The sequence below is a fragment of the Nannocystis punicea genome, assembly GCF_026965555.1.
Lineage (GTDB): Bacteria > Myxococcota_A > Polyangia > Nannocystales > Nannocystaceae > Nannocystis > Nannocystis punicea.
This window is the reverse complement of the sequence record NZ_CP114040.1, coordinates 4,069,810-4,094,518: the sequence shown is the minus strand read 5'-3', so window position 1 is coordinate 4,094,518 and position 24,709 is coordinate 4,069,810. Positions and strand designations below refer to the sequence as shown.

Below are 24,709 nucleotides of genomic sequence, written 5' to 3'. Positions count from 1 at the left end.
CGCCGATTGTCACGCGGGGGCGCGACCGACGGCGCGCTGGATCGCGGCGTAGATCGTGTCGGCGTCGGCGTAGTCCGGGCAGTAGCTGAGCGCCGGATCTCGCTCGGACAGCGCGCGGAAGCGCCGCTCCTCCGCGCCGAAGTCGTACGACAGGATCACCGGGCCGCGGAAGCCGGCGTCCCGCAGCGCCCGCAGCACGAACAGGCCCTGGTTGTCCTGCTGAAAGGCGCGCGCGCGGGCGACGTCGCCGTTGAATCGGGCGGTCAGCGCCACGAGGTCGCCGAGCAGCGCCTCGATCGGCGTGCGGTCGAAGCGCATGTCGAGGTACACGAGGTCCGGCGCGAGCGACGACAGCAGCGCGCACGCCTGCTCGCCGCTCTTGGCCTGCGTGTAGCGGATCCCCCGCGACACGAAGGTCGACAGGTTGGTCAGGTACTCGTCCCCGTCCTCGACGACGAGGACCTTGATCTCGCTCATGGCCCCTCCTCCACGGTGAAGAAGCGCAGCACCACCGCCTTCTGCCAGCCGCGCTCGGGCTCGACGGCGATCGAGCCGTCGTAGCGCGACAGGAGGTCGGCGGTGATGCCCATGCCGCGCTCGACGTAGCGACCGCGCAACATCTCGTTGCTCAGCTGCTCGGTCGAGCGATCCTTGATCCGGATCGCCAGCGTCGACAGGCCGGTGATCTCGTCCATCTCGGTGACGAGGTCGATGCCCAGGGCGATCGGCTTCGGCCCGTACAGCACGCTCGACTGCAACGAGTTGCGCAGCACGTTGGTGACGATGTCCTCGAGGTCGGTGTGGAACACGCGGATCTTGGCGCCCTCTCCGCCGATCTGCGGCTCGGCGATCTGCACCTTGGCGAACTGCGGCTCGGCGACCACCTGGGCGAAGATCTCGCGGATCGTCGCCGGGTCGACGGCGACGATGCAGAGCGAACGGATGACGCCGGACAGCTCCTCGAACGCCTTGCGGCCGAGGACGTGGCCGCTGCGGCTGAGCCGGCGGGCCCACTCGAGCTTGAGCGCGTGACGCTCGCGGCTCGGCGCCCGCTGCAGCCCCTCGAGCCCGCGCAGGTCCTCGAAGGCGGCGATCATGGCGCTGAAGATCGGGTCCTTGCGGTAGAGGTTGAGGTTGATGTTGTGGCTGCGGCCGACCTTCTGCAGCTCGTCGACGTAGCCGAGGAAGCGGCCGTGGATCCCGCGCTCGCGCAGTGACCTGCGCCCCGGCGCCGGGGTGGCCTCGTCGCGGTCGCGCGGGGCGCCGAACAGCCGCGCGGCGACCACCGCAGTGCGCGCCTCGGCGTCGGGCTCGTCCATCTCGAGCGCGCGGCCGACGTCGGACAGGAAGGAGGTGTTGTGCTTGAGGATCTCGTGGCGGATGAGGCTCAAGATCCGCGCGACCTCGGGGAAGCTCTTCGGCGCCCGCTCGAGCATCTGCGCCAGCGAGGCCCCGCGCAGCCGGCGGTAGACCTGCCACGCGGGGATCGCCACCAGCAAGAACGCGAGCGCGCCGGCGCCGAGGTAGATCCGCAGGAAGGTCGCGTCCATGCGGTCGCGCAGGCGGTGCGCGGCGTCCCAGTGGAGGTTGTACTCGTCGGCCTCGCGCAGGAACTGGTCGAGCTGCTCCGAGGCCTCGATCAGGTGGTAGTCGTCCCACAGCCGCTTGGCCAGGCGGAAGCGGGCGGTCGCCGAGCCGAGCTCGGCGGCGCGGCGCAGGTGCACCGTCGACTGCGCCGGCAGGTCGCGCTCGAGCAGGATGCCGAGGCGCTCGTGGACCTCCATCTGCTCCTCGGCGAGCGCGAGGCTCTGCTCCCAGAACTGCCGCGCGTCGCCGATGCGCCCCTGGGCGTAGACGACCTTGGCGAGCTCGTTGTAGACGACCGGCTCGCTGCGGAACCGCTCGCGCGCGCGCTGCAGGATCTTCTCGGCCTGATTGAGGTCGCCTTCCTCCGAGACGCGCAGGTAGGCCTCGTTGATCATGCGCTGCAGCGACGGGTCGAGGCGCTGGAGGTTGTCGGGCGGCTCGTTGAGGTAGAGCGGCTCCTCGGGGCTGACCTCCTGCGTGAGGTCCTTGAGCGCGCGCTCGGCCTGCGCGCGATCGGGATCGTCGTCGGGCGCGGTGCGGAGGAACCGCTCGTAGTGCCGGCGCGCGGCCTCGCGGTTGGTGCGGGCGTTGAGCTCGCCGAGCAGGATGTGGAGGTGATGCAGGTCGGGGCGCAGCAGCAGCGCCTTCTCGAGGTGCTCGATGGCCCGCACGTCCTCGGCCCCGGCGAACTGCTTCTTGTAGACGAGGCCGAGAGCCATGTGCGCCTCGTAGTCGAAGCGATCCATGCGCACTGCGAGCTTGAGCTGATCGACTGCCTTGGGGATCCGGCCCTTGCGCGCATAGATGACGCCGAGGGTGTAGTGCGCCTTGGGGTACCACGGCGAGTTCTCGATCGCGGCCAGGAGCTCGCGCTCGGCGGCGTCGAGATCGCCGGCCCGCATCGACGCGAGCGCGCGCCGGTAGCTCTGCTCGGCGAGCTCGCTCGGCCGCCCGCCCTGCTCCTTCTCGAGCTTGTTGAGCTCGACCTGCAGGCGCAGATCGTCGACCTGCTCCTTGGCCCGCTTGGCCAGCGGCGTGCCGGGGTACGCGGCGCTGAGCTCCTCGTTGATGGCGATCGCGCCCTCGAGGTCGTTCTGCTCGAGCAGCAGGTCGGCCTGCAGCCGCAGCGCGTCGGCGCCCGGCTTGCGCCCGCCCGCGACGCACTCGCGGCGGTAGAGGTCGAGCTGCTTGAGCGCCGCCTCGCGCTGGCTGTCGCGCTCGCGCGTCGAGGCGGCCTTCTCGGCCTGGCGGCTCAGCAAGGAGGCGACGGTGTAGCGGATCTCCGGCGGCCGCCCCTCGGTGCGCGGGTCCTGCTCGGCGATCTCGAGCGCGAGGTTCAGCCGCTCGTCGTCGTAGCGCTCCTCGCAGCGGCCCATCCACTCGACGAGGGTGCGCCGCTCGGCCAGCCACAGGCCGCGCGGGTCGTAGGTGCGCAGCAGCTTGAGGTCGTCGATGGCTCGCCGCGGGCAGGTGTTCTCGCGCGCGCGACGGGCCCGCAGGTAGGCCCGCCCGCGCAGCGCGCCCGGGTCGCCGGGCTGTAGCTTGAGGGCGTTGTTGTACTCGCGCAGAGCGTCGTCCGGCCGACCCTCGCGCTCGAACCGCGCGGCCCGGCTCATGCTGACGTCGAACTGCTCCATCCGCTGCTCGGGCGTGAGCCCGCCGGGCTCCTCGAAGGCGCCGGCGCTGTCGTCCTCGGGCGGCAGCGGCAGCTCGGCCAGCGGGTCGTAGACCGGCTTGATCGAGCTCTCCTCGGCCTTGCCGGGCTTCTTGCCGGCCTTGCTGACCGTCGGGGTCGGCGCGGCGGCGGCGAGAGCGGGGCTGGCGAACAGGACATGTGCGAACAGACATGCTCCAAGGCGCATTGCCGATCCGACATGTCCCTTGCGCACGGTCGCTAGCCCTTCGCCCGAGAGGTGGAGCCCGGGCCGAGCGGCGCGCGCCGACCGGCCCGAGGCGACAGGTTAGCAGGCGCGGGCGGCGAGCGTCGCATGACCCCCTGCTAGCCGTCGGCGCGGCGCTTGAGCCGGCGCAGCTTGATCCCGAGCTGGTTCATGCGGAGCTGGATCTTCCGCCCCGCCCCGGCGTCGTTGAGGAGGATCTCGCCCATCTTGCCGAGGTCGCCGACGCAGCGCTCGTAGAGGTGCTCCAGGTACTGGCGCTCGACCGCGCACGAGACTGCGTTGAGCGACTCGGCCGGGCGCAGGACGATCGCCAGGCGCGCGAGGTCGGCGCCGTCGGCCGCGACCTCCTCGACCGGCGCCTCGGACACGGTGGGGGCGGTCATCGGCCGCAAGAGGTCGCTGACGGTGCGCGGCAAGATCGGGATGATGTCAGGACGCCCGGCCTCGCCCAGATCTTCCGGCTCGATCCGCTCGGGCCGGTCGACGAGGTCGACGAGGGTGAAGGTGAGGAGGTTCGAGAGGGTCATCTCGAACTGGCGGAAGTTGCCGGGCCAGTCGAACTCCTGCAGCAGCTTGAAGCTGCTCGGGTGCAGGAGGACGTGCATGCGCCGGGCGTCGCCGCGCGGGGGGATCGAGCGGCCGACGGTGACCGCGAGGTTGTCGTTGGGCCCCGGCGCCGGGAGGCCGCGCTGCAGCGCGTACTGGGCCAGGAGATCGCGGTTATACGCCTCGGCGGTGACGCCGCGCATGAACCACTCGAGCAGCTCCTGGAAGTCGTCGCGACGCTCGCGCAGACCGGGCAAGGTGACCGCGGTCGCGGGGTTGAGGCGCATGTAGAGATCCTCGCGGAAGCGGCCGGCGCGGACCATGGCGGCGAGGTTCTCGTTGGTGGCGACGACCAGCTTGATGTCGGTCTGCAGCTCCTTGGTGGCGCCGATCGGCCGGTAGGCGCCCTCCTGCAGCACGAGCAGCAGCGACTTCTGCAGCTCGAGGCCGAGGTTGCCGATCTCGTCGAGGAACAGGGTGCCGCCGTGGGCCCGCGCGAGCACGCCCTCGCGCGAGCTGGTCGCGCCGGTGTAGGCGCCCTTGACGACGCCGAACAGGTGCGCGGCCATGAGGTCGTTCGGCAAGGTCGAGAGGTCGACGGCGACGAACGGACCGGCGCGCTCGGAGCGAGGATGGATGAACTCGCGGGCGACGAGGCTCTTGCCGGTGCCGGTGGCGCCCTGAATGATGACGGGCAGGCGCCCGCGCGCGAGGATCCCGAGGCGGCGGCGCAGGCCGATCATGGCGGCCGAGTTGCCCCAATAGAACGGTTCGCTGGCGGCGGCGACGTGGCGCTCGCGCTGGGCGAGGATGCCGTCGATCTGCAGCTTGAGCGCGCGCGCGTCGAGGTAGTCGTCGGCGAGGAGGTAGGTGTAATCCTCGGCCCGCAGGCGCTCGGCGTCGGCCTCGAGCGGGAGGTCGTCGCGCGAGGTCATGACGATCACCGGCAGGTCGGGGTGGCTCTGCCGGATCTGGTCGAGGATGTAGAGACCCTGGCTGCGCCGCAGCCGCTCGAACACCTTGGCCGGATCGCCGCCGCGAGTGAGCAGCGGCTGCTTGTCGTGCGGCAGCAGTTCGGCGTCGGGGATGTTGAAATGGACGTCGAGCAGGACGAGGTCGACCTGGCCGGCGTAGCGCCGCAGCGCGGCCGCCGTCTCGCGGTAGTTGCGGGCCGGCGGCAAGAAGCTGTGCTCGGGCATGTAGCGCCGGCACAGCTCGAGGTAGTTGTCCTCGTCGTCGATGATGAGGATCGACGGCACGAATCACCCGCGCTGAGACTGGAGCCGCCGATGCAGCTGCTGCAGCGCGCTGCGGATCGTCTGCTGCGCGGCGCGGATCTGCGGGCGCGCGGCGGCGATGGCGTCGCGGTCGCCGCGGACGAGCGCCGGGCCGTGCGCGCGCAGGACCTCGACGGCGGCCTCGACGTCGACGAGCTCGGGCGCAGGCAACGGCCGCGGCCAGGCGGCGGCGAAGCGCGACCACAGCTCCCACGCGGTCTCGACGGTGCCGTCGCCGCCGCTGCGGGTGCGGAGGATGTCGCGGCGCAGCGCCTCGATCAGCTCGTCGCGCAGCGAGCCGCGCCAGTCGTCGTCGCCGAGGTTGGCCGACATCCAGGCGACGTACTTGCCGAGGTCGTGCTTGAGCGCGGCGACCTGCTCGGGGAAGTCGGCGACCGCGAATGCCATGGCGTGCGAGCGCCCGCGGAGCTCAGGCCCCGGCCGGCTTGTGGTAGCGGGTCGCGCGGGCGCGCCCCGTGCTGTCGATCTTGCCCATCTTCTTCATCCACGCGAGGTAGCCGCGCAGCTCGGCGATGTCGCAGTCGATGCGCTTGGCCAGCTGGCCGATGGTGAGCGGCTCGTCCTCGATGGCGGTGAGGATCTGCTTGTAGACCTGGACCTCGCGCGCCTCGCCGGCGCCGTTGGCCGCGCCCTCGCTCTCGCTCGCTGCCGCCGCCGCGCTCGCCGCCGGGCGGGCGGGCCGCGCCGGGAGCAGCGCCGCGAGGGCCTCGCGCAGCTCGCTGATGCTGAGCTGACGGATCGAGGCGCCGGCCTCGCTGCTGAGGAGCTCACTGAGCTTGGTGGTGGCCGGCATCCGCGCCACCGTGTTGATCGCGGCCTTGCGCAGCAAGGTGGCCCGATTCTGTCGGAGCGCAGATTCGAAGAGCTGGGCGATCTCTGTCATGGAAGTCCACCACGCCGCGTGCGGGCCTCACGGACACACACGTGACGGGGGAGACGTAGCGGCAATCAGGCGCAAAAGCAAGGGGCCGGCGCACCCCCGCGCCCTCGCCGGCTGTCAACCCTCGCAGGTGAGGAACCCGAGATCCAGCAGCGGTTGGGAGCCGCAGGCGGCACAACACGCCTCGCACTCGCCGGTGCCGTCGAGGTTGAAGCCCCAGGTGACGTCCCCGGAGGCGCCGGCGAAGCAGATCCATTCGCCCTCGAAGCACTGAATGGTCTGGTAGACATCGACGCCGCGGCCGGCGGTGCGGAAGGTCGTCTCGGAGTCGGGCCAGGCCCAATCGCGGTCCTGCGCGAACAGCTTCCACTCGATGTCGAGGCCGTCGTCGCAGTCGTCCGTCAGCAGCCACTCCTGGAAGACCGGCGCGGCGCAGACTGCAGTGGCCTCGTCGGCGCCGTTGGGGCAGTCGGCGGTCTTGTCGCAGAGCCGCTCGGTCGGCATGCACCCGGCGTTCTCACCGCAGACGTAGACGTGGTCGAGCTCGCAGTAACACTCGCCCTCGGAGCAGTAGGCGTTCTGCCCGCAGTCCTTGGCGCACTCCTCGTCGACGGCGGGCGTGGCGTCCTGACAGCCGGTGTACGGGTTGCCCTCGTAGCCGGGATCGCAGAAGCACTTGCCGTCGCCGCAGCTGGCATGGTTGCCGCACGCGACCTCCTGGCAGGTCTTGTAGTCGTCGGGCTCGCCGTAGAGCACGCAGCCGCCGGCGACGGCGGCGGTGAACAGCCCGGCGAACAAGGGGAACGAACGGAGGGCGGTGCGGAGGGTCGAGAGCGTGCGCTGCATGGCGAAACCCGAGGCGGCGCGACCGGTCGCGAGCCGCGCCCACCGCAAGGGTGCGCGAGCGGCCCGGCCTACGCAATGGGGACCGCACGGAGGCGGGCTGTCGCCGCCAAAGCCGGCGCGGACGGCGGAGCTCCTCCCCCGGGCGGCCGGACGGGCTTGACGGCCGCGCGCGCCTGAGGTCAGCCTCGCCGCCGTGGCGAGGCTCATCGACCGCGATCGCGCGCACGTCTGGCACCCGGCGACGCACTTCGCCGATCTCGACCGCCTGCCCCCGATCGCCGTCGAACGCGCCCGCGGATGCTGGCTCTACGACGCCGACGGGCGGGCGATCCTCGACGCCATCGCGTCGTGGTGGACGTGCGTGCACGGCCACGGCCACCCGGCGATCGTCGCTGCGATCCGCGAGCAGGTCGAACGCCTCGACCACGTGATGTTCGCCGGCTTCACCCACGAGCCGGCGGTCGCGCTCGCCGAGGCGCTCCTCGCCGCGGCGCCGCCCGGCTACGAGCGGGTGTTCTACGCCGACTGCGGCTCGGCGGCGGTCGAGGTGGCGCTCAAGCTCAGCTATCAGGCCCGACAACAGCGCGGTGAACCGGACCGCCGCCGCTTCGCCACGCTGCGCAACGGCTATCACGGCGAGACCCTCGGCGCCCTGGCCCTCTGCGGCGCCAGCGCGTACCGCGACACGTTCGCGCCCCTGCTCTTCTCGCCGCTCGAGCTGCCGGCTCCGAGCCATCCGCAGCACGAGCACGCCGACCTCGCGTCCGACCTCGGCCGCGACGCGCCCGAGACCGCGGCCGCGATCGCGGCGCTGGAGGAGCACGCGCACGAGCTGACCGCGGTCGTGATCGAGCCGCTGGTGCAGTGCGCGGGCCGGATGACGATGACCGGCGCGGGCTTCTACCGCGAGCTGGCCCGCGCGGCCCAGCGCCTCGGGATCCACGTCATCGCCGACGAGATCGCGGTCGGGTTCGGCCGCACCGGCCACATGTTCGCAAGTACATGGTCGGAAGTGCAGCCCGATCTGCTGTGCCTCAGCAAGGGCCTGGCAGGGATCTTGCCGCTCGCTACGGTGCTGGTGCGGGAGGGCTTCGACGTCGACTTCCGCGGCGCGCCGACCCGCAGCTTCCTCCACAGCCACACGTTCACGGCCAACCCGATCGCCTGCGCGGCGGCGATCGCCGGGCTCGAGCTGTTCCGCGCGACCGACCTCCTGGCCCGCTTGCCGGGCCGCGTCGAGGCGATGGCGGCGCGCCGCCGGGCGGTCGCGTCGGCGTGTCCGGCGGTGGTGGCCCATCGCCAGGCGGGCATGATCGCGGCCCTCGGGGTGAGGCCCGCGCCGGGCAGCCCGGGGGCGCGCGACGGACGGCTCGGCCTGCTGCTGCGCGAGGCCGCGCTGGCCCGGGGGGTGCTCCTGCGGCCGCTGCACGACACGATCTACTGGTTCCCGCCGCTGGTGATCGACGACGACGAGCTCGACCGCCTGGCCGAGGCGACGATCGCCACCATTCGCGCCGTGCTCGAGTGAGGCGCCCCGTCGCGGTGGTCGCGGTCAGGCCGTCGAGCGGCTATCATCGCGGGGATGCGGGCTCGCGGACTCGTCGGCGCGGCGCTGCTCGGCGCGTGCAGCCCGGTGACGCCGCCGGGGCTCGTGCTCGACGTCGGTCGCACGTGCGAAGACATCGAGCTCGCGGTCGCCGACCCTGACGTGCTGCCGGGCTGGCGGATCCACGCGGCGGCGATCGCCCGCAGCGGCGCGGACGCGGCGTGGTTCCTGGCCAGCGAACACCCGGGCGAGCTCGAGCTGCGACGGGCCCCGGAGGACATCCCCGGCGTCGATCTGTCGACCGTGGGCGCGCCGCACGAGTTCACGCTCACGCGCAGCGCGATCGAGGGTCAGCTGTGGCTGACGCTCGACCGCGACGACGCGGCGCAGCTGTGGCGGATCGACGAGGACGCGGCGGCGGTGTCCGCCGGACCGGCGCTCGCGGGCTTCCCGGGCGACGCGTCGACGGAGTGGTTTCATCGCCTGGTGTTCCTCGGCCAGAGCCCGTACCTACTCGCGCTGCCGCGCCTGACGAAGGTCGGCGAGGTGCCGGTGCACGTGGCCGCGGTGACGCCGGAGCTCGGCCTCGGCGAACGCTGGACGTTGACTGCGACGGTGACCTGCCCACCGCTCAGCGAGCTGACCTGCCCGCTGTTGTGGGACGACCTGCGCGAGCTCAGCGTGCTCGACGTCGCCGAACCCGGCAGCGTCGCCGGGGCCGCGCTGCTGATCTCGATCGCCTCGCGCCCCGACGCGATGCCCGATCCCGCCGCGCCGCCGGCGATGTTCGAGACGCACATCCTCAGCCTCGCGCTGCAGCGCGACCCCACGGCGGAGAAGCCGGTGCTGACCCGCCGCGATCACGTGGCCTGGCCGACCTCCGGCCCGGCGCTGCCCTCGCCCGCGCAGCTCGCCGCCGACCCGCTCGGAGTCTACGTGCTGGCGGGGCTCGTCCCCGGCCCCGACGGCTCGAGCGCCGACGCGACCCCGGCCGACTACCTGTTCCGCACCGACCTGCTCGGGCCGGACACGACCGACGAGGGCGACCTGATCGCGCTGCTCGACAAGGATCTGCACTCGCACCTGCTGCAGCTCGGCAGCCGGGTGGCGATCGGTCAGCTGCCGACGAAGCACTGGTACGTCGCGCCGATCGAGGGCGTGACGGTCGACGAGGACATCGTCGGCACCCTCGAGGTCGGCGAGCACGCGTCGCTCCTCCGCGCCGGGCGCGGGCAGGTCGTCGTGGTCGGCGAGTCGGCGCCGACTCGCCGGGTGCGGATCGCGTGCGCCGACGACGGCTCACAGGTCGACGCGCCTTGACCGCGAAGACATGGCCGCCGAGCGGTCGGCGGCGCGATCGCACAGGTCCTCGGGGACATGTCGCCGAGGACCTGCGCGAAGAGACAGCCTACTTGCCGGCCTTGACGCGGGCGTCCGCGTCCTCGGGCTTGTACAGGCTCTTGAGCGGGATGGCGGCGGGGGTGCCGTCCTTGCCCTCGGCCCAGGCCAGGCGGACGACGATCGGGCCGCTGACGTGGAACGAGCGCAGCTCGACCTTGTACTCGCCGGGGTCGAGGCTGACGAGCTCGCAGACCTCGGCGGCCTCGGTCTTGACGCCGTCGTTGTCGACGATGAGCGTGTCCTCGATGTAGAGCTGGCTGCCGTCGACGCTGGCGGAGCACAGCTTGTACTCGCCGGCGGTGACGACGTTGACCGTGCCGGTGAAGCGGAGCGCCAGCGGGGCGGCGAGGCCCCGCGGCAGGCCCGCGAGCGGCGTGGTGCCCGAGGCGTCGAGCGTGTTGGCGATGAACAGCTTCTTCGGCGTCAGGCCGGCGAAGTCGGGCAGCTTCTCGGTCGCCGCCGGGATGACGAAGGCCTCGGCGAGCAGGCCGTTGGGGCTGGTGGCGCGGCCCGGCTTGGGCTTGGCCGGCGCGGGGGTCTCCGGCTCTTCGGCCTTGGGCGGCTTGCTCGCCGCGATCCGCTTGACGACCTTGGGACCGACCGAGGCGCCGCGCGTGGTGGTGGAGTCGCGGCCCTTGATCGCGGGCTCGCTGCCGTTGCCGTCGGACTCGGCCGGCGTGCTGCTGCCACCGTTGCCGCCGCTGGGCGTCCCGACGTCGTAGTCCACCTTGCCGGCGTCGGGAGAGTTCGATTGCGGCGCGTTCGCCGAAGAAGAGGCACAACCAGCGAGCAGCCCGAAGCTCGCGACCAGGATCACGGACGTGCGAAGCATGAAAATCCTCTGGAGGTCAGTACGTGGCGCTGTGACGACGCCCTCGGCGCAGGGATTCAGGCGGGCTCGGGCCCGCAGGAACGGGGAGTCTGCGCTGGGCGAGTGTACGGCGCTGAATTGATTCGCGGTGGCGAAAATGGTCGGGTCCGTGCGACCCCAGCGCCCCTGTGCGAGCTGTGAGACGCATCACTGCCCCCGCGCTCGGCCGGGAGCCTCGGGTCGAGTATCCACAGTCAGCCATGTCCAGGACGGAGGCAGCCGGGCGCGACCGCGCCGGAGTCCAGGAGCGACGCCGCGGAGGCGGCCGATGACGCAATTTTTGGCGTTCATCCTCCTGATCGGCCCGCTGATCTTCGTGCATGAGCTCGGCCACCTGCTGGCGGCCAAGCTGGTCGACGTCAAGGTCGTGCGCTTCTCGCTCGGCTTCGGGCCGGCGCTCGCGCGGGTCCAGCTCGGCGAGACGGAGTACCGGATCGCTCCGATCCCGCTCGGCGGCTACGTGACGCTGCTCGGCCAGTCGCCCGACGAACCACTGGCCCCGCACGAGGCCCACCGGGCCCTGCGCAACCGCCCGCTGTGGGCCCGCTACCTGGTCCTCGGCGCCGGGCCGCTGTTCAACCTGCTGCTGCCGCTGCTGCTCTACTTCACGTTCTACCTCGGGCACACGGTGATCCCGCCGCCGGTGATCGGCACCGTGCTCGACGACTCGGCGGCCGCGACCAGCGAGCTGCAGTCCGGCGACCGGATCGTCGCCATCGACGGCACCGACATCCACTCGTGGGGCGAGATGCAGGACCACGTGCGGGCGGCGCCCGACCGCGAGGTCAAGCTGCAGATCGAGCGCGACGGGGTCCGCTTCGACCGCTTCGTGACGCCGCGCCGCAGCGTCGTCAAGAACGCCGTCGACGAGCCCGAGGCGCGCGGCATGCTGGGCGTGTTCCCGTGGGTCTACGCGCCGCCGATCGGCATCGTCGACACCCACTCGCCGGCGCACGAGCAAGGCCTGCAGACCGGCGACATCATCACCTCGATCAACGGCGAGCCGATCGAGACCGTCGAGGACCTCGAGCGCGAGCTGACGCGCCAGGGCACCGCGCTGCTGCGCCTGACGTACCTCCGCGCGGTCCCGGTGCGCAGCGAGTTCGGCACGTACTGGTGGTACGCGTCGCACCACGCTCGCCTGCTGCCGCGTCACGAGGGCGGCGCGAGCACGGGGCTGCTCCCGGCCAACACCTTCGTCCGCACGGTCGCGTCCGGTTCGCCCGCGGCCAAGGCGGGGATCGCTCCGGGCGATCGCGTGCTCGCGGTCGACGACCGGCCGGTCACGCGCTGGGAGACGGTCGCGGTCATGCTCGACCGCCAGGGCACCAAGCCGATCGACCTGCGCGTGCAGTCGCCCGGCGAGGCGCCGCGCACCGTCCGCGTCGAGCAGGAGATCCGCACCCACCGGGGGATCTACAAGCAAGAGCGCAGCTACCTGTTCTTCGGGGCAGATCCCTACGCCAAGCGTGAAGTGCCGCCGCCCGAGCCGATCCGCGGGCGCGTGACCTACGCCGTCCGCTCCGCGGTCGACGAGACGCTGTCGATGCTCGGCATGATGTGGACGAGCCTGCGGCAGATGGTGACGCTCGAGCGCGGCGTCGACGAGCTCAGCTCGGTGGTCGGGATCTTCAACGTCGCCGGCACCGCCGCCGAGCAAGGCCCGGGGCAGTTCTTGCTGCTCATGGCGCTGCTCAGCATCAACCTCGGGTTCGTCAACCTGTTGCCGATCCCGATCCTCGATGGCGGGCACCTGATGTTCTTCACGCTCGAGGCGCTGCGCCGGCGACCGCTGGGCCAGCGCGCGCGCGAGGTGGCCAGCGCCGTCGGCCTGGTGATCATCCTGGTGCTGCTGCTGATCGCCCTGCGCAACGACATCACCCGCTTCTGGATGGACTAGTGACGACCTGGCTGCTCGCGCTCGACACGTCGACGCCGCGCACCGCGCTGGCGGTCGGTCGCATCGACCGCGCGACCGGGAGCGCGCAGCCGGTGGCCGAGGCGACCCACGACGATCGCGGGCGCCCGGCGTCGGCCGAGCTGGCGCCGCGGATCTCCGCGCTGCTGGCCGCGGCCGGGGTCGCGCCGCGCGAGCTGGGGGCGATCGCTTGCGGGCTCGGGCCGGGGATGTTCACCGGCAGCCGCGTCGCCCTCGCCACCGCCAAGGGGCTGGCGCTCGGCCTCGATTGCCCGCTGTTCGGCCTCAGCACTCTGGCGATCGTCGCCGGCGCCGAGCGGGTCCGCGGGCCGGTCCTGGGCCTGCTCGACGCCCGTCGCGGCGACGTCTACGCCGCGCCGTTCCACCTCGGCGACGACGGGCCGGAGCGGCTGGCCGACGATCGCTGCTGTCCTTTGGAGCAGGTCCTCGCCGAGCTGCCGGCCGAGTTCGTCGCCCGCGCCCGCGCGGTCGGCCCCGGCGTGTCCGCGGTGGCCTCGGCGTTGCCGGCCGAGCTGCGGGCGCGCTCGCTCGCGGTCCCCGGCGCCGACGGGCCCGGGCTGTGGGCAGCGGCCGCCCGCGCCGCGCTGCGCGAGGCCCCGGCCGACGTGGCCACGGTCGACGCGGTCTACCTGCGCGCCAGCTACGCCGAGCTGGGGCTCAACACGCCCAAGCGCCCGCCGTACCGCTCGCCGTTCGTGTGAGCTCCGGAGGTGGCGGTATGTCCGATGCGACATGCTCGATCGGGCATGTTTTTAAGAGCATGTGCTCGGAGACATACTCTCTCGTGCATCCCGAGATGAGCGGCGGGTCAGCCCCGTAGCAGGACCCGGCGTTCGCCCTCGCAGCCCCCGGGTGAACGTTCAGAGGCAGGAGGCAGCGCCACAACCAGGCCGCCCATGGTCACGGAGGACGTCGCGCGGGTCGACGCCCCATCGATCACTCCCCGCGAAAACCGCGGCCGGCACCCGCGACCTCGCGCTAGAACGCCACCGGGAGCCCGCGGCCCCCGAGCGCGAGCGCGGCCGCCCGGCGGCGCTTGTCGCCGATGACGAGCATCGGCATGCCCACGGTGAAGGCGGTGGCGCCGGTGACGATGCTAGAACGCCACCGAGAGCCCGCGGCCGCCGAGCGCGAGCGCGGCCGCCCGGCGGCGCTTGTCGCCGATGATGAGCATCGGCATGCCCACGGTGAAGGCGGTGGCGCCGGTGACGATGCTGAGCGCGGCCGAGGCGTCGCGCTCGCGGCCGGCCAGACCGACGCCGAGGCCGACCACCAGCAGGCCGCCGGCCATCAAGGCGACGCCGAGGTTGGTCCACAGCTTGCCGCGCTTGCCCGAGCGCGGCGGGATGGCCGGCACGTACGGGGTGTCGAGCGGGGCGGCGCGGGCGAGCGCGCCTGGCTCGAGGATCCGGTCGGTGAGGACATGTCCTTCGGGATAGCCGGCGACCGCGCTGAGCGCGACGGAAGCCGGCGGCTCGGCCGCGGGGCCGCTGCACACCGCACCGGCGCCGCGCAGGCGAGCGTCGATGCGAGACCGGGCGCCGCGCAGCAGGACGACAGCCGCGGGCGTGAGCACGTCGGCGGACTCCAGCAGCCGGGCGTGGCGGATCAGCCGGAGGTCGGCGTCACACAGCAGGTCGGTGCGCGTGGGATCGATCGCCTGCGCCTCGGCGGCCGCGTTGACGCCCTTCTCGAGCGGCTCGTGAGCGCTGCCGAGGAACCGCTGCGGCGCGGCGCTGCTCGTGAGTCGATCATGGGCGCGGAAGTAGAAGTCGGCCGCGCTCGCGTGATCCCCCTCGGCGGCGCGCTGGTCGGCGTAGCCGGTCAGGTTGTCGCTCCACAGGACGCTCTCACTGACGGGGCCCTCGGCCGGCCGCGCGGAGACAGAACCGGCGCTCAACGCCACCACGAGCCCGCAGGCGACCGCCCGGACACCGCGCATGACCACCAGCCTACCGCCGGCGGCCGCGCTGCGCCAGTCCGCCCGCGGGCCGGGGCGCCGGGCGACGGCGGAGGCGCTCGCCCCTCGTACGCTTGTGCCCCTCGCATGCGCCGCCGCTCCGGGTGCCTGAAATTGCGGGCGGACTGGCGCGACGCGTGGACGAGAACACCGACCGACAAGGCACTCCACGAAGGAGCCCCGCGTCGCACTCGCGCGCCCATGTCACGACGCGGGCAAGCTGTGGGATGCCTCGCGCGCCCACGTCCGGCGTCTCGGCGACGACGGTGTGTCGGTCCTACTGCCAGCAGGGCGCGATGTCAGATGTCCCGGCGAGACGGCGTACCGGCAGAGGAGTGGCTTTCGGGCCCCGTTCGCCGGCACCGACGTTCCCAGCGAGAGGCCGCCTTGAGACATGTCTCTCGGGACATATGAAAATACGCCCCCCTCCGCGAGCCTTCCATGAGCCCGCCTCATCTGTCCTCAAGGACAGGCTGTAGGAGATCCGGCCCGCTCGGCTCAGCCGCGCAAGTGCTCCAGCAGCTGCGCGGCGGTGTTGCGGCGCGGATCCTCGAGCACCCAGTCGAGCAGTTCGGCGAGCGTCTTGCCCATCTGCGGGCCGGGGGTGGCGAGGCCCTCGCGGACCAGGTCGTTGCCGCCGATGGCCAGCTCGCCGATGGCCAGCGGCGCGCCGCGGATCGCCTCCTCGATCGTCACCGCCTGCGCCCACTCGACCGCGTGCAAGGCGGCAGCGTCGGCGGCGTACTTGCGGCCGAGCTTGGCGAGGGTGCGACGGATCTGCAGCGGGTCGCTCGAGGACCCCAGCGGCTCGAGCGCGGGGCTGGTGAGCGCGAGGATCCGCGCGCGCTCGTCCCGGCTCGGGCGCAGGTTGTCGACCACCTTCTCGATCACGGCCTTGTCGGCGCGCAGCGGCCACAACAGCCGGGCCAGACGGATCACCGGATCGCGCGGCAGACGGTCCACGTGCTCGATCGCGGCGTCCAGCGTCTCGCGCTCGAGCGGGACGAGGATGCGCGCCCAGATGCCGGTCTCGGCCATCGGCAGGAGGCCGAGGATCGGCCGCGCGGCTGCCAGCAGCTTGAACAGCTCGACGTGGACGCGCTCGCGGCTGACCTTGTCGAGGACGTCCAGCGCGCCGCCGATCGCGGCGGCGGTGTCGAGGTCGAGCCTGTACTCGAGGACGGCGCACAGACGGACCGCGCGCATGGCCCGGAGTCCGTCCTCCTGGAAGCGCTGGGCCGGGTCGCCGACGGCGCGGATGACCCCCCGCCCGAGGTCGCCGAGGCCGTCGAAGCAGTCGGTGAAGATCTCGCGGATGGGGTTCCAGGCGAACGCGTTGATGGTGAAGTCGCGGCGCGCGAGGTCTTCGCGGAGGTCGCGGAGGAACCGGACCTCGGCGGGGCGGCGGCCGTCGTCGTAGCGGCCCTCGCCCCGGAAGGTCGTGACCTCGGCGTGCACCTTGTTGGGGCCGCGGCCATGGACGACGGTCACCGTGCCGTGGGCGACGCCGGTGGGGATCGTCTTCTTGAACAGCTTCTGGACCTCGTCAGGGGTCGCGCTGCTGGCGAGGTCCCAGTCGCCGTGGAGCCGGCCGAGGAGCACGTCGCGGACGGCGCCACCGACCAGCACGGCCTCGTGTCCGGCGTCGTGGAGGATCTGGGCGATCTCGCGGAGCGCGGCGGGGATCGGCGCGGCGCGCAGCAGCGCCGCGGCCTGCGAGGGCGTGGGGATCATGCCATCGACGTTATCACTCGCGCGGCCGAGTTCGCACGCCCGGTGCTATGGTTGACCCTGGCCATGGACTTCCCCATCCGGATCATGCCCCTCCTCCGCCCCCTGCTCTTTCCGCTCCGGGCCTCGGGGGAGCGGGCCGCGGTGCACATCGGCGGCGGGCACGTCGAGGTCGAGTTCGGCGTGCTGTTCCACGGCCGGTTCGCGCTCGAGCAGATCGAGCACGTGAGCCGCTCGACCTGGCCGTGGTGGAGCGGCCTCGGCCTGAGGATCGGTGCCCGCGGTCGGGTCGGCCTCATCGGCTCGCTCGAAGGCGTGGTCTGCGTCCACTTCAACCGGCCTCAGCGCGTACGCGCGCCCCTCCCCTGGCGTTGCCGCGAGCTGTACCTCTCGCTCCACGACCCCGACGGCTTCATCGCCACTGTCGAGGCCGAGGCCCACATGGCCGCGGCCTAGCACACCCAAGTAGTTGCACCCAGCGCGAGCTCAGCCCTTGCAGGCGGCCCAGCTCGGGCCGTGACCGGACTCGACGTGCAGCGGGACCTGTAGCTTGTCACCCGCAGCGCCCTCCATCAGCGGACGCGCGAGGGCGATGAGCTCGTCGACGCGGCCGGTGTCGCACTCGAAGATGAGCTCGTCGTGGACGGTGAGCAGCATCTGCACCCACGGCTTGTCGACCAGCGCGGCGTCGACGGCGATCATGGCCCGCTTCATGATGTCGGCGGCGCTGCCCTGGATCGGCGTGTTGCGGGCGATCCGCTCGCCGTAGGCGCGGGAGGCCCCCTTGCGCGCGAGCTCGGGGATCCGCCGCCTGCGACCGAAGATGGTCTCGGCGTAGCCGCGCGCGCTGGCGACGTCGATCAGCTCCTCCATGTAACGCGACACGCCGGGGATCTTCTCGAAGTAGACCTTGATGTAGCTGCCGGCCTTGCCGCGCGGGATGCCGAGCTGGCGCGCGAGACCGAACGCCGACTGGCCGTAGATGACGCCGAAGTTGACGGCCTTGGCGATCCGTCGCTGATCGGCGGTGACGTCCTGCTCGGCCACGCCGAACACCTCGGCGGCGGTGCGGCGGTGGACGTCGACGCCGTCGCGGAACGACGACACCAGGTTCTTGTCGCCCGAGAGGTGGGCCAGGATCCGCAGCTCGATCTGCGAGTAGTCGAGCGCGACCAGCTGCTTGCCCGGCGCGGCGACGAAGGCCTCGCGGATCTGCCGGCCGACCTCGCTGCGGATCGGGATGTTCTGCAGGTTGGGGTCCTTGCTCGAGAGGCGGCCGGTCTGGGCCACTGCCTGGCGGAAGTTGGTGTGCAGGCGCCCGGTGACCGGGTTGATCTCGCCGGGCAACGTGTCGAGGTAGGTGCCCTTGAGCTTGGTGAGGCCGCGGTACTCGAGGATGAGGCCGACCACCGGGTGATAGGCGGCGAGCTCCTCGAGCACCGTGGCGTCGGTCGAGAAGCCGGTCTTGGTCTTGCGCGAGGCCTCGAGGCCGAGGTCCTCGAACAGCAGCTTCTGCAGCTGGTTGGGCGAGTCGGGGTTGAGGTCGTAGCCGGCGTGCTCGGCGATCTGGGCCCGCAGGGTCGCGATCTCGGCGCCCATGACCTCGCCCTGCTTGGCCAGGACGCCGGCGTCGACGCGCACGCCGGTCTCCTCGATGCGCTGCAGGACGCGCACCAGCGGCATCTCCAGCTCGTCGAACAGCGAGCGCAGGGCGCTCGACTCGTCGAGCTGCGGGCGCAGGTGGGCACCTGCCTTCAAGGCCAGCTCGGCGCGCTCGCAGGCGTAGAGCGTGGTGCGGTCGACCGGGGCGCGGGTGAAGGTGACGGCCTTCTTGCCCTTGCCGAGCACGTCCTCCTGGGCGCCGGCGGTGTAGGCGAACAGGTCCTTGGCCAGCTCGGCGAGGTTGTGGGACGAGCGCGCCGGGTCGAGGGTGTACGAGGCGAGCTTCGGGTCCATCACCAGCGGGCCGAGCTCGACGCCGTGGCGGCGCAGGACGATCGCCTGGAACTTGGAGCCCTGGGCCACCAGCGGCAGGGCCCCGGTGGTCAGCCGCCGCAGCTGGGCGGCGATGATGTCCTTCGCGACATGTTTCACGAGCAAGGCGTCGCCCTCGTGCGCGACCGGGACGTAGGCCGGCGCCGGCGCGTCCTCGCCTCCGGGCGCGAGGGCCACGCCGACCAGCGCGGCGCGCATCGAGTCGGCGACGTCGACGACGATCTGCAGGGCGAGGATGCTGCTCCTGGCCAGGACGGCGTCGACGTAGGCGACCAGCTCGGCCTCGCTGGTCAGCGGCTGGTAGCGCGACTTGTCGAGGGTGAGCGGGGCGCCGGGGCGCAGCTCGAGCGGGCCCTCGGGCGGCTTGTGCTCGACGGCCTTGCCGCGGAGGCCGAGCAGGCTCTTGAACCCGAGCGGCCCGAAGAACGCCTCGAGGGTGGCCTGGTCGCTGCCGTGGTCGGCGAGCTCCTCGAGCGGGCGTGGCAGCGGGATGTCGCAGCGCAGCTGCACGAGCTCGCGGCTGAGGCGGGCGTTGGCGGCGTGCTCCTGCAGGGACTCGCGGCGCTTGGCCTGCTTGATGCCGGCGGCGCCGTTCAACAGGCCCTCGAGGTCGCCGAATTCCTCGAGCAGCTGGGCGGCGGTCTTGGGGCCGATGCCGGGCACGCCGGGGACGTTGTCGGAGCTGTCGCCGGTGAGCGCGAGCAGGTCGACGAGCTTGGTCGGCGGCACGCCCCACTTCTCGACGACCTCGGCCGGGCCGATCAGCTTCGACTTCATCGAGTCCCACATGAGGATCGGCTTGCGCTCGCCGTCGCCGGCGTCGATGAGCTGCATGAGGTCCTTGTCGGTCGAGAGCAGGACGACCGAGCGCCCGGCCTTCTGCGCGGCGAGGGCGTAGCAGGCGATGACGTCGTCGGCCTCGACGCCGGGGACCTCGATCACCGGCAGGCCCAGCGCGGCGGTCGCCTGCCGCACCAGCGGGATCTGCGGCACCAGGTCCTCGGGCATCGGCGGGCGGTGCGCCTTGTACGGCGGGTAGAGCTTGTTGCGGAAGGTCTCCTCGCTGTGGTCGAACACCGCGACGAAGACCTCCGGCTGGAACTCCTTCCGCATGGCCTGGATCATGCGGACGAACCCGTGCACGGCGTTGATCGGCACGCCGCCGGGCGCGCTCAGGCTCGGCATGGCATGGAAGGCGCGGAAGATGAAGTTGTTGCCGTCGATGAGGAAGACGCTGCCAGGGCCGCCTTGAGGACGCGCGTTAGTGCTCACGCTGCGGGTTCTACCACATGCGAGCGGCCGGTCGACCCGGTCCCGGGCCCGACGACCTGCGTCGCCGCACGCAGATGCGGCGACAGGCCGGGTTGACCTGTCCTCGGAGACAGGTCAAGGGAGCGCACTCGGCCCCTGGACATGTCCCGAGAGGCAGGTGCTTGGACCTGTCCCGCGGGACATGCGACGTCAGCGCGGGTCGGCGGCGCAGCGGAAGCCGATGCCGTGGGTGTGGGCGTCGGCGTCGTTGGGGAAGCGCAGGGCCGGGTCGGTGTGCTCGGGCTCGGAGCTGTTGAAAGCGCCGCCGCGGATCACCCGGTTGTTGCCGGGCATGGGCGGGGCCGGCTCGCCCTCGGTGGTGGGGTAGCGCTCGAAGCGGTCCGCCGTCCACTCGAACACGTTGCCGACGAGGTCGAACAGGCCGTTCTCGGTCTTGCCGCCGGGGAAGCTGCCGATCGGCGCGGTGCCGACGAACTTGTCGTCGGCGGCGTACATCGGCTCGACCGGCGGCAGGCCCTTCTGCTTGCGCCACGCCACGCACTCGGCCCCGCAGGCGTTGAGGTGCTCGGGGCTCGGGGCGCCATCGCCCCACGGGTACACGCGGCCGTCGGAGCCGCGGGCGGCGAACTCGAACTCGGCCTCGCTCGGCAGGCGCTTGCCGAGGACCCGGCAGTACTCGTCGGCCTGGGACCAGGTGATGCAGTTGATCGGGTGCTGCTTGCGCTCGGGGTTGCCGGCGTTGCACAGCGTCGAGTAGGCGGTCTTGGCCTTCTCCCAGTCGGCCCGCTTGCTCGAGCCCTGCGGCCAGAAGCTGTCGCGGTAGGCCCGCTTGCACTCGCCCTTGTCCGAGCAATTCTCGTACTGCTCGGTGGTCACCTCGTAGATGTCGACGCAGAACGGCCGGATCTCGACCTTGTGCAGCGGGCGGGCCAGCGCCAGCACCGGCTTCTCCGACTCGGTGCCCATGAAGAAGTTCTTGCCGGTCACGAAGGCCATGCCGTCGGGGCACGAGGTCGGGGCGGGCGGCGGTTCGACCCGGGTCTCGGGCTTGGGCGCCTCGACCACCTTCTTGACCTCGGCGGGCGGCGGCTGCTCCGGCGGCTTCTCGGCCTCGCCGCCGCCGCGGGTGGCGACGAACACCGCGACGCCGACGGCCACGAGGGCGCCGACGATCGCAGCGATCGCGCCGGCGGCCATCGGCTTGACCGTGGGCGCGGGCGGGGTGACGACGGTGGCCGGGACCGGCGGGGAGGCCGGGGTCGGCGGCGCAGACATGGTCAGCACCGGCTGCTGCGCCAGCAGCTCGCCCGAGCGGCGGGTCTTGAGCGCCCCGCCCTGCCCGTCCGGCACGACGGTCTGGCCGATCGAGGTCTCGGCGGCCTGGATCGCCGGGTACTCCTTGAGCTCGAGCGCGGCGGCGAGGCTGGTCCAGAACTCGCCCATGTTGGGGTAGCGGTCGACGACCTTGACCGCGAGCGCCTTCTGGAACACCGCCTCGACCGCGTCGGTGGTGGCGACGCCGAAGGTCCGCGGGGTCGGCCGCCGCTGGGTGTTCTGGGTCGCGAACGCGAACTGGATGAACTGCTCGCCCTCGAGCGCAGGCAGGCCGCCGCGCATGATCTCGACCAGCACGAGCGCCATTTGATAGACGTCGGTCCACGGCCCGGTGGCGCCGTAGCTGCGGTCGAACTGCTCGGGCGCGCCGTAGGTCGGGGTGAAGCTCGAGATCTGCGTGCCGGTGGCCTGCATCGCCGTGCGGGCCTGGCTCTGCATGACCTTGGCGATGCCGAAGTCGAGGACCTTGATGACGACGCCCGGGGTGAGCGTGTCGCCGAGGACGAAGAAGTTGGCCGGCTTGATGTCGCGGTGGGCGACGCCGCGGCCGTGGGCCAGCGCGAGGGCGCGGGCGCAGCCGTCCATGAGGTTGAAGGTCTCGAGCGCGCTGCGTTCGGGCGAGCGCGGCTTGCCGTCGTCGTGGCCGATCCACGACTCGAGCGGCCGGCCGTCGAGCCACTCCAGCACCATGTAGGGCAGCCACACGCCGCCGGGCGTGGTGAGGGTGCCGATGTCCCGCGCCTGGACGATGCCGGTGGTCCGGCTCGACAGCGCGGTCAGCAGCTTGCCCTCGCGGACGAACGCCTCGAGCAGCTCCTCGCGCATCTCGACCGGGGCGTTCGACAGCGCCGTGAAGCACTTGACGGCCACCGGCTCGTCCCAGATCCGGTGGACGGCCCGGTACACGATGCCGAAGCCGCCCTCCCCGACCACTCGCTCGATGAAGTACTTGTCGGCGACGAGGGTGCCGACGAGCCCGAATCGGTCGCCTGCCTCAGCCATGGCGGCTCTCCTTACGGACAGAGGTACGGTCTGGATCGAGCGCCCGCATGTGCATGATCAGCGGCGCGATTGTACGCCAGCGTCGCGCGGCGCGCACCGCGGCGGTTGTCGCGGCAGCCAGCCCTTTTTTTGCCCTCCGCCGCCCGGACTCGTAGGGTCCGGCCAATGTCGGCCCGTCCGTCGCTGTTCGTCTGCGCCGCCCTGCTGGCGGCCCTGCTCGCGCCACCGGCCTCCGCCAGCACCGCCAGGGAGGCGACGCGCGGATCCGCACAAAAGGCCGCGACGGCCTCGGCCGGGCGCCAGAAGGCGGCTGCGACCCGGCCGGCTGCCACCGCCGCGGCCCCGGCCCGGCCGACCGCCGCGGCGCCGCCTGGCCGTCAGGACATGGTGAAAAGGCCAGGCAGCTCGCCGGCCGCGACGCATGTGCGATCGAGCACGGCGGCGCCGGCGAACGTGACGACCAGGTCACGCGGGCAGACGGACGCGGTCGACGGGCGCGGACCGGGCAAGCGCGCCGACGTGATCGACGGCCGGGATGCGGCCGCGCTCCGCGAGCTGTACCGCCGCAAGCCGGCCCGCGATCGCCGGCGAGCCGAAACCTCTCAGACCGCGACCGCCGCCCGACCCGGGAAATCGGGCCGACCCGCCGAGGCCGGGACCCGCGAGGCGAACCGCCCGTCCGCTGCGACGACCGCCGCGGCGCGCGGGACCAGCCGCCCGGAGGCGGCGCCGGCCGAGCCGCGGCGCGAGGACCACGGGGCGACGGGCGCGGCCGAACGCAAGAAGATCGACGCGAGCCCGTCCGGTCGGCAGACCCCGGCCGTGGTCACGCGTGAGCCGATCTCGGCGCCGCCGGCGCGTGAGCCGGAGGCCGAGCCGGCGCCGGCGGTGGTCAAGGGACCTGACTCTTCCGACATGGTCCAAAAGGCCGGTTCGAAGAAGCAGCGGCGCAAAGCCGCGGACGAGGACGAGGCGGTGGCGGTGGCCTCGGGGCCCAGGGCGACCGCGGCGAGCAGCTGCGCGTCCGGCCTGGGGGCCGCGCCGGCGCTGCAGTTCGACCGCACGCGGACGTCGCTGCGCGAGTTCTCGTGGGCCGACATGGCCTACTTCTTCGAGACCGCGGCCGACGAGGCCGAGCCGGAGCCGCGGCAGGTGGCCCGCGAGGGCGCGCTGCCGGCCGAGGAGGCGATCCGGCGCTCGGGCCTGTCGCGGCGGCCGCTCGAGGCGCTGGCCCAGGCGCAGTCGGTCGACCTGCTGACCGAGCGCGAGCTGGTGCGCATCGACAAGGCGCTGGCGGGGGCGAGCCCGGCCGCGATCGCCACGCTGCTGCAGGCCGACTCGCCGACGCTGCGGGCCCACGTGTGGACGTGGCTGGCGACGACGCCGTCCGGCGCGTGCACTCTGGTCAAGCTCGACGGCCGCGACGTCGAGGCGGCGATCCACGACCGCAGCGTGGCGGTCGAGCACGGCGAAGATCTGGTGTTCCGCCCGCTCGGCGACTACGCGCTGCAGGCCCGCTCGCGCCTGGCCGCCGCCGATCCGCAGGCTTACGACAGCCTGCTGCGGACGCTGGCGACCGAGGCCGGGCTCGACGCGCGGGTGCGGGCCCTCGTCGCCGGCCTGCGCGTGCGGCGGGGCCACGCCGACTCGATCGAGGCCGGTCTGCGCGATCCGGTGGCCGCCATCCGCGGCGCGACTGCGGCCGCGGCGATCGACCGCGACCGGCCGCGCTACGAGGGTCGCATGCTCGACCACGCGGCCGACGACCCGGCCGATCTGGTGACCGAGCTGATCGTCGGCGAGCTGCTCGGCGGGCCCGACGGCACGCCGCAGGGCGAGCTGGCCCAGCGCCGCGACGAGCGCGTGATGGCGGCCCTCGCCCGCTGGAAGGGCCGCGGCGATCCGATGTCCCCCCTGCCCGTCCCGAGCCAGCCGCTGCGCTTCCCGGCGCAGAAGAAGCTCGAGTCGGCGCCGGCGCCCGCGCCCGCGCCGATGATCGCGGCGACGCCCGCCGAACCCGCCCGCGAGCCCGAGGCCCCCGCGCCCGCGCAGGCGAAGCCCGTCGCCGAGGAGCCGGCCGAGGCCCCGCGCCCGCTGGCGCACACGCCCGTCCGCCGCGAGCCCGAGGCGCCGACCGGACCGCAGCTGCCGAGCGTGCTCGACGACCCGACCGAGACGTCGCTCCGGCCCTGAGCTTTTGGGCATGCTTGAAAGGCCATGTCCTTCAGGACATGGCCTTTCATACTTTTGTCCCGAGGCGCGCACCTGCGGCGGACCAGCTCACTCGCTGCGCGGCCGAGGGTCGCCTGGCGCTCGGTCCCAAGAGCGCCCCTGCCCGGCTCGGCTCGCTGGCTGCGCGGCCGAGGGTCGCCTGGTCCTCCGTGCGGCGTGGCTCCCTGGCTGGCCCACGAATGCATCGGATTAACCGGGGTTCGCCCGGCTTGCTGATTGCGCGGTCTTCCCTACCTCGCTGCGGGTCTGCTCGCTTGCAGCACGCCTGCGCTCGGTCCCTGCGAGGAGCGGCGTACTCCGTTGGCCATAGCGTCGACAGGACATGTCCCCGAGGAAATGTCTATTATGACATGTCGTCATAGCCATG

17 protein-coding genes are annotated in these 24,709 nt (G+C 72.5%); 6 read left to right on the top strand and 11 right to left on the bottom strand.

Annotated elements, in window-relative coordinates; translation table 11 throughout:
• Positions 1 to 9: 9 nt before the first annotated feature.
• From O0S08_RS15730 to O0S08_RS15705, 6 genes are all read right to left on the bottom strand, one after another.
• Positions 10 to 477: a DNA-binding transcriptional response regulator gene (locus O0S08_RS15730; RefSeq protein WP_269039961.1), complete on the bottom strand. Its 468-nt coding sequence runs from the start codon at positions 475 to 477 to the stop codon at positions 10 to 12.
• Complete coding sequence (locus O0S08_RS15725; protein ID WP_269039960.1) at positions 474 to 3,449, bottom strand: tetratricopeptide repeat protein; 2,976 nt, start codon at positions 3,447 to 3,449, stop codon at positions 474 to 476. Before O0S08_RS15725 ends, O0S08_RS15730 begins: the two co-directional genes overlap by 4 nt.
• A gap of 137 nt (positions 3,450 to 3,586) precedes the next feature.
• The gene (locus O0S08_RS15720; protein WP_269039959.1) at positions 3,587 to 5,293 is read right to left on the bottom strand and encodes a sigma-54-dependent transcriptional regulator; all 1,707 of its coding nucleotides are present in this window, start codon (positions 5,291 to 5,293) and stop codon (positions 3,587 to 3,589) included.
• Between the two features lie 3 nt (positions 5,294 to 5,296).
• A complete protein-coding gene (locus O0S08_RS15715) occupies positions 5,297 to 5,719 on the bottom strand; it encodes a hypothetical protein (RefSeq protein WP_269039958.1) in 423 nt (140 codons plus the stop codon).
• A 22-nt stretch (positions 5,720 to 5,741) separates the two neighbouring features.
• Positions 5,742 to 6,161 (bottom strand): hypothetical protein, encoded by a 420-nt coding sequence (locus O0S08_RS15710; RefSeq protein WP_269039957.1) that lies wholly within the window; start codon positions 6,159 to 6,161, stop codon positions 5,742 to 5,744.
• A 168-nt stretch (positions 6,162 to 6,329) separates the two neighbouring features.
• Positions 6,330 to 7,058 carry a hypothetical protein gene (locus O0S08_RS15705; protein ID WP_269039956.1) on the bottom strand — a complete coding sequence of 243 codons (729 nt, stop codon included), beginning with the start codon at positions 7,056 to 7,058 and terminating at the stop codon, positions 6,330 to 6,332.
• Between the two features lie 193 nt (positions 7,059 to 7,251).
• Here O0S08_RS15705 and bioA point away from each other — a divergent pair, with 193 nt between their 5' ends.
• Both bioA and O0S08_RS15695 read left to right on the top strand, forming a co-directional pair.
• Positions 7,252 to 8,586 (top strand): adenosylmethionine--8-amino-7-oxononanoate transaminase, encoded by a 1,335-nt coding sequence (gene bioA / locus O0S08_RS15700; protein ID WP_269039955.1) that lies wholly within the window; start codon positions 7,252 to 7,254, stop codon positions 8,584 to 8,586.
• 54 nt (positions 8,587 to 8,640) lie between these two features.
• Complete coding sequence (locus O0S08_RS15695; protein ID WP_269039954.1) at positions 8,641 to 9,924, top strand: hypothetical protein; 1,284 nt, start codon at positions 8,641 to 8,643, stop codon at positions 9,922 to 9,924.
• An 88-nt stretch (positions 9,925 to 10,012) separates the two neighbouring features.
• Here the strand turns inward: O0S08_RS15695 and O0S08_RS15690 are convergent, their stop codons facing one another.
• On the bottom strand, positions 10,013 to 10,837 hold the full coding sequence (locus O0S08_RS15690) for a PA14 domain-containing protein (protein ID WP_269039953.1): 825 nt from the start codon (positions 10,835 to 10,837) through the stop codon (positions 10,013 to 10,015).
• A 307-nt stretch (positions 10,838 to 11,144) separates the two neighbouring features.
• On the opposite strand from O0S08_RS15690, the gene rseP reads away from it, so the two are divergent.
• The gene (gene rseP / locus O0S08_RS15685; protein WP_269039952.1) at positions 11,145 to 12,776 is read left to right on the top strand and encodes an RIP metalloprotease RseP; all 1,632 of its coding nucleotides are present in this window, start codon (positions 11,145 to 11,147) and stop codon (positions 12,774 to 12,776) included.
• On the top strand, positions 12,776 to 13,516 hold the full coding sequence (tsaB, locus tag O0S08_RS15680) for a tRNA (adenosine(37)-N6)-threonylcarbamoyltransferase complex dimerization subunit type 1 TsaB (RefSeq protein ID WP_269039951.1): 741 nt from the start codon (positions 12,776 to 12,778) through the stop codon (positions 13,514 to 13,516). The genes rseP and tsaB overlap by 1 nt, the downstream gene beginning before the upstream one ends.
• Positions 13,517 to 13,911: 395 nt before the next feature.
• Here the strand turns inward: tsaB and O0S08_RS15675 are convergent, their stop codons facing one another.
• Positions 13,912 to 14,757, bottom strand: a complete 846-nt coding sequence (locus O0S08_RS15675) for a hypothetical protein (RefSeq protein WP_269039950.1) — start codon at positions 14,755 to 14,757, stop codon at positions 13,912 to 13,914.
• A 516-nt stretch (positions 14,758 to 15,273) separates the two neighbouring features.
• A complete protein-coding gene (locus O0S08_RS15670) occupies positions 15,274 to 16,509 on the bottom strand; it encodes a CCA tRNA nucleotidyltransferase (RefSeq protein WP_269039949.1) in 1,236 nt (411 codons plus the stop codon).
• Positions 16,510 to 16,572: 63 nt separating this feature from the next.
• Between O0S08_RS15670 and O0S08_RS15665 the strand changes: the two genes are divergently transcribed.
• The gene (locus tag O0S08_RS15665) at positions 16,573 to 16,962 is read left to right on the top strand and encodes a hypothetical protein (protein WP_269039948.1); all 390 of its coding nucleotides are present in this window, start codon (positions 16,573 to 16,575) and stop codon (positions 16,960 to 16,962) included.
• A 30-nt stretch (positions 16,963 to 16,992) separates the two neighbouring features.
• Here the strand turns inward: O0S08_RS15665 and polA are convergent, their stop codons facing one another.
• The gene (polA, locus tag O0S08_RS15660; protein WP_269039947.1) at positions 16,993 to 19,773 is read right to left on the bottom strand and encodes a DNA polymerase I; all 2,781 of its coding nucleotides are present in this window, start codon (positions 19,771 to 19,773) and stop codon (positions 16,993 to 16,995) included.
• Positions 19,774 to 19,962: 189 nt separating this feature from the next.
• Entirely contained in the window at positions 19,963 to 22,110 is a 2,148-nt protein-coding gene (locus O0S08_RS15655; protein WP_269039946.1) for an SUMF1/EgtB/PvdO family nonheme iron enzyme, read from the bottom strand.
• Between the two features lie 165 nt (positions 22,111 to 22,275).
• Between O0S08_RS15655 and O0S08_RS15650 the strand changes: the two genes are divergently transcribed.
• A complete protein-coding gene (locus tag O0S08_RS15650; RefSeq protein WP_269039945.1) occupies positions 22,276 to 24,303 on the top strand; it encodes a hypothetical protein in 2,028 nt (675 codons plus the stop codon).
• The last annotated feature ends 406 nt before the right edge of the window (positions 24,304 to 24,709 follow it).

What these genes read in the sequence shown, in the direction of transcription:
- O0S08_RS15730 (WP_269039961.1), bottom strand. Translation starts at nt 477, where the DNA reads ATGAGCGAGATCAAGGTCCTCGTCGTCGAGGACGGGGACGAGTACCTG.
- O0S08_RS15725 (WP_269039960.1), bottom strand. Translation starts at nt 3,449, where the DNA reads ATGCGCCTTGGAGCATGTCTGTTCGCACATGTCCTGTTCGCCAGCCCC.
- O0S08_RS15715 (WP_269039958.1), bottom strand. Translation starts at nt 5,719, where the DNA reads ATGGCATTCGCGGTCGCCGACTTCCCCGAGCAGGTCGCCGCGCTCAAG.
- O0S08_RS15705 (WP_269039956.1), bottom strand. Translation starts at nt 7,058, where the DNA reads ATGCAGCGCACGCTCTCGACCCTCCGCACCGCCCTCCGTTCGTTCCCC.
- O0S08_RS15695 (WP_269039954.1), top strand. Translation starts at nt 8,641, where the DNA reads ATGCGGGCTCGCGGACTCGTCGGCGCGGCGCTGCTCGGCGCGTGCAGC.
- O0S08_RS15690 (WP_269039953.1), bottom strand. Translation starts at nt 10,837, where the DNA reads ATGCTTCGCACGTCCGTGATCCTGGTCGCGAGCTTCGGGCTGCTCGCT.
- rseP (WP_269039952.1), top strand. Translation starts at nt 11,145, where the DNA reads ATGACGCAATTTTTGGCGTTCATCCTCCTGATCGGCCCGCTGATCTTC.
- O0S08_RS15675 (WP_269039950.1), bottom strand. Translation starts at nt 14,757, where the DNA reads ATGCGCGGTGTCCGGGCGGTCGCCTGCGGGCTCGTGGTGGCGTTGAGC.
- O0S08_RS15670 (WP_269039949.1), bottom strand. Translation starts at nt 16,509, where the DNA reads ATGATCCCCACGCCCTCGCAGGCCGCGGCGCTGCTGCGCGCCGCGCCG.
- O0S08_RS15665 (WP_269039948.1), top strand. Translation starts at nt 16,573, where the DNA reads ATGGACTTCCCCATCCGGATCATGCCCCTCCTCCGCCCCCTGCTCTTT.
- O0S08_RS15655 (WP_269039946.1), bottom strand. Translation starts at nt 22,110, where the DNA reads ATGGCTGAGGCAGGCGACCGATTCGGGCTCGTCGGCACCCTCGTCGCC.
- O0S08_RS15650 (WP_269039945.1), top strand. Translation starts at nt 22,276, where the DNA reads ATGTCGGCCCGTCCGTCGCTGTTCGTCTGCGCCGCCCTGCTGGCGGCC.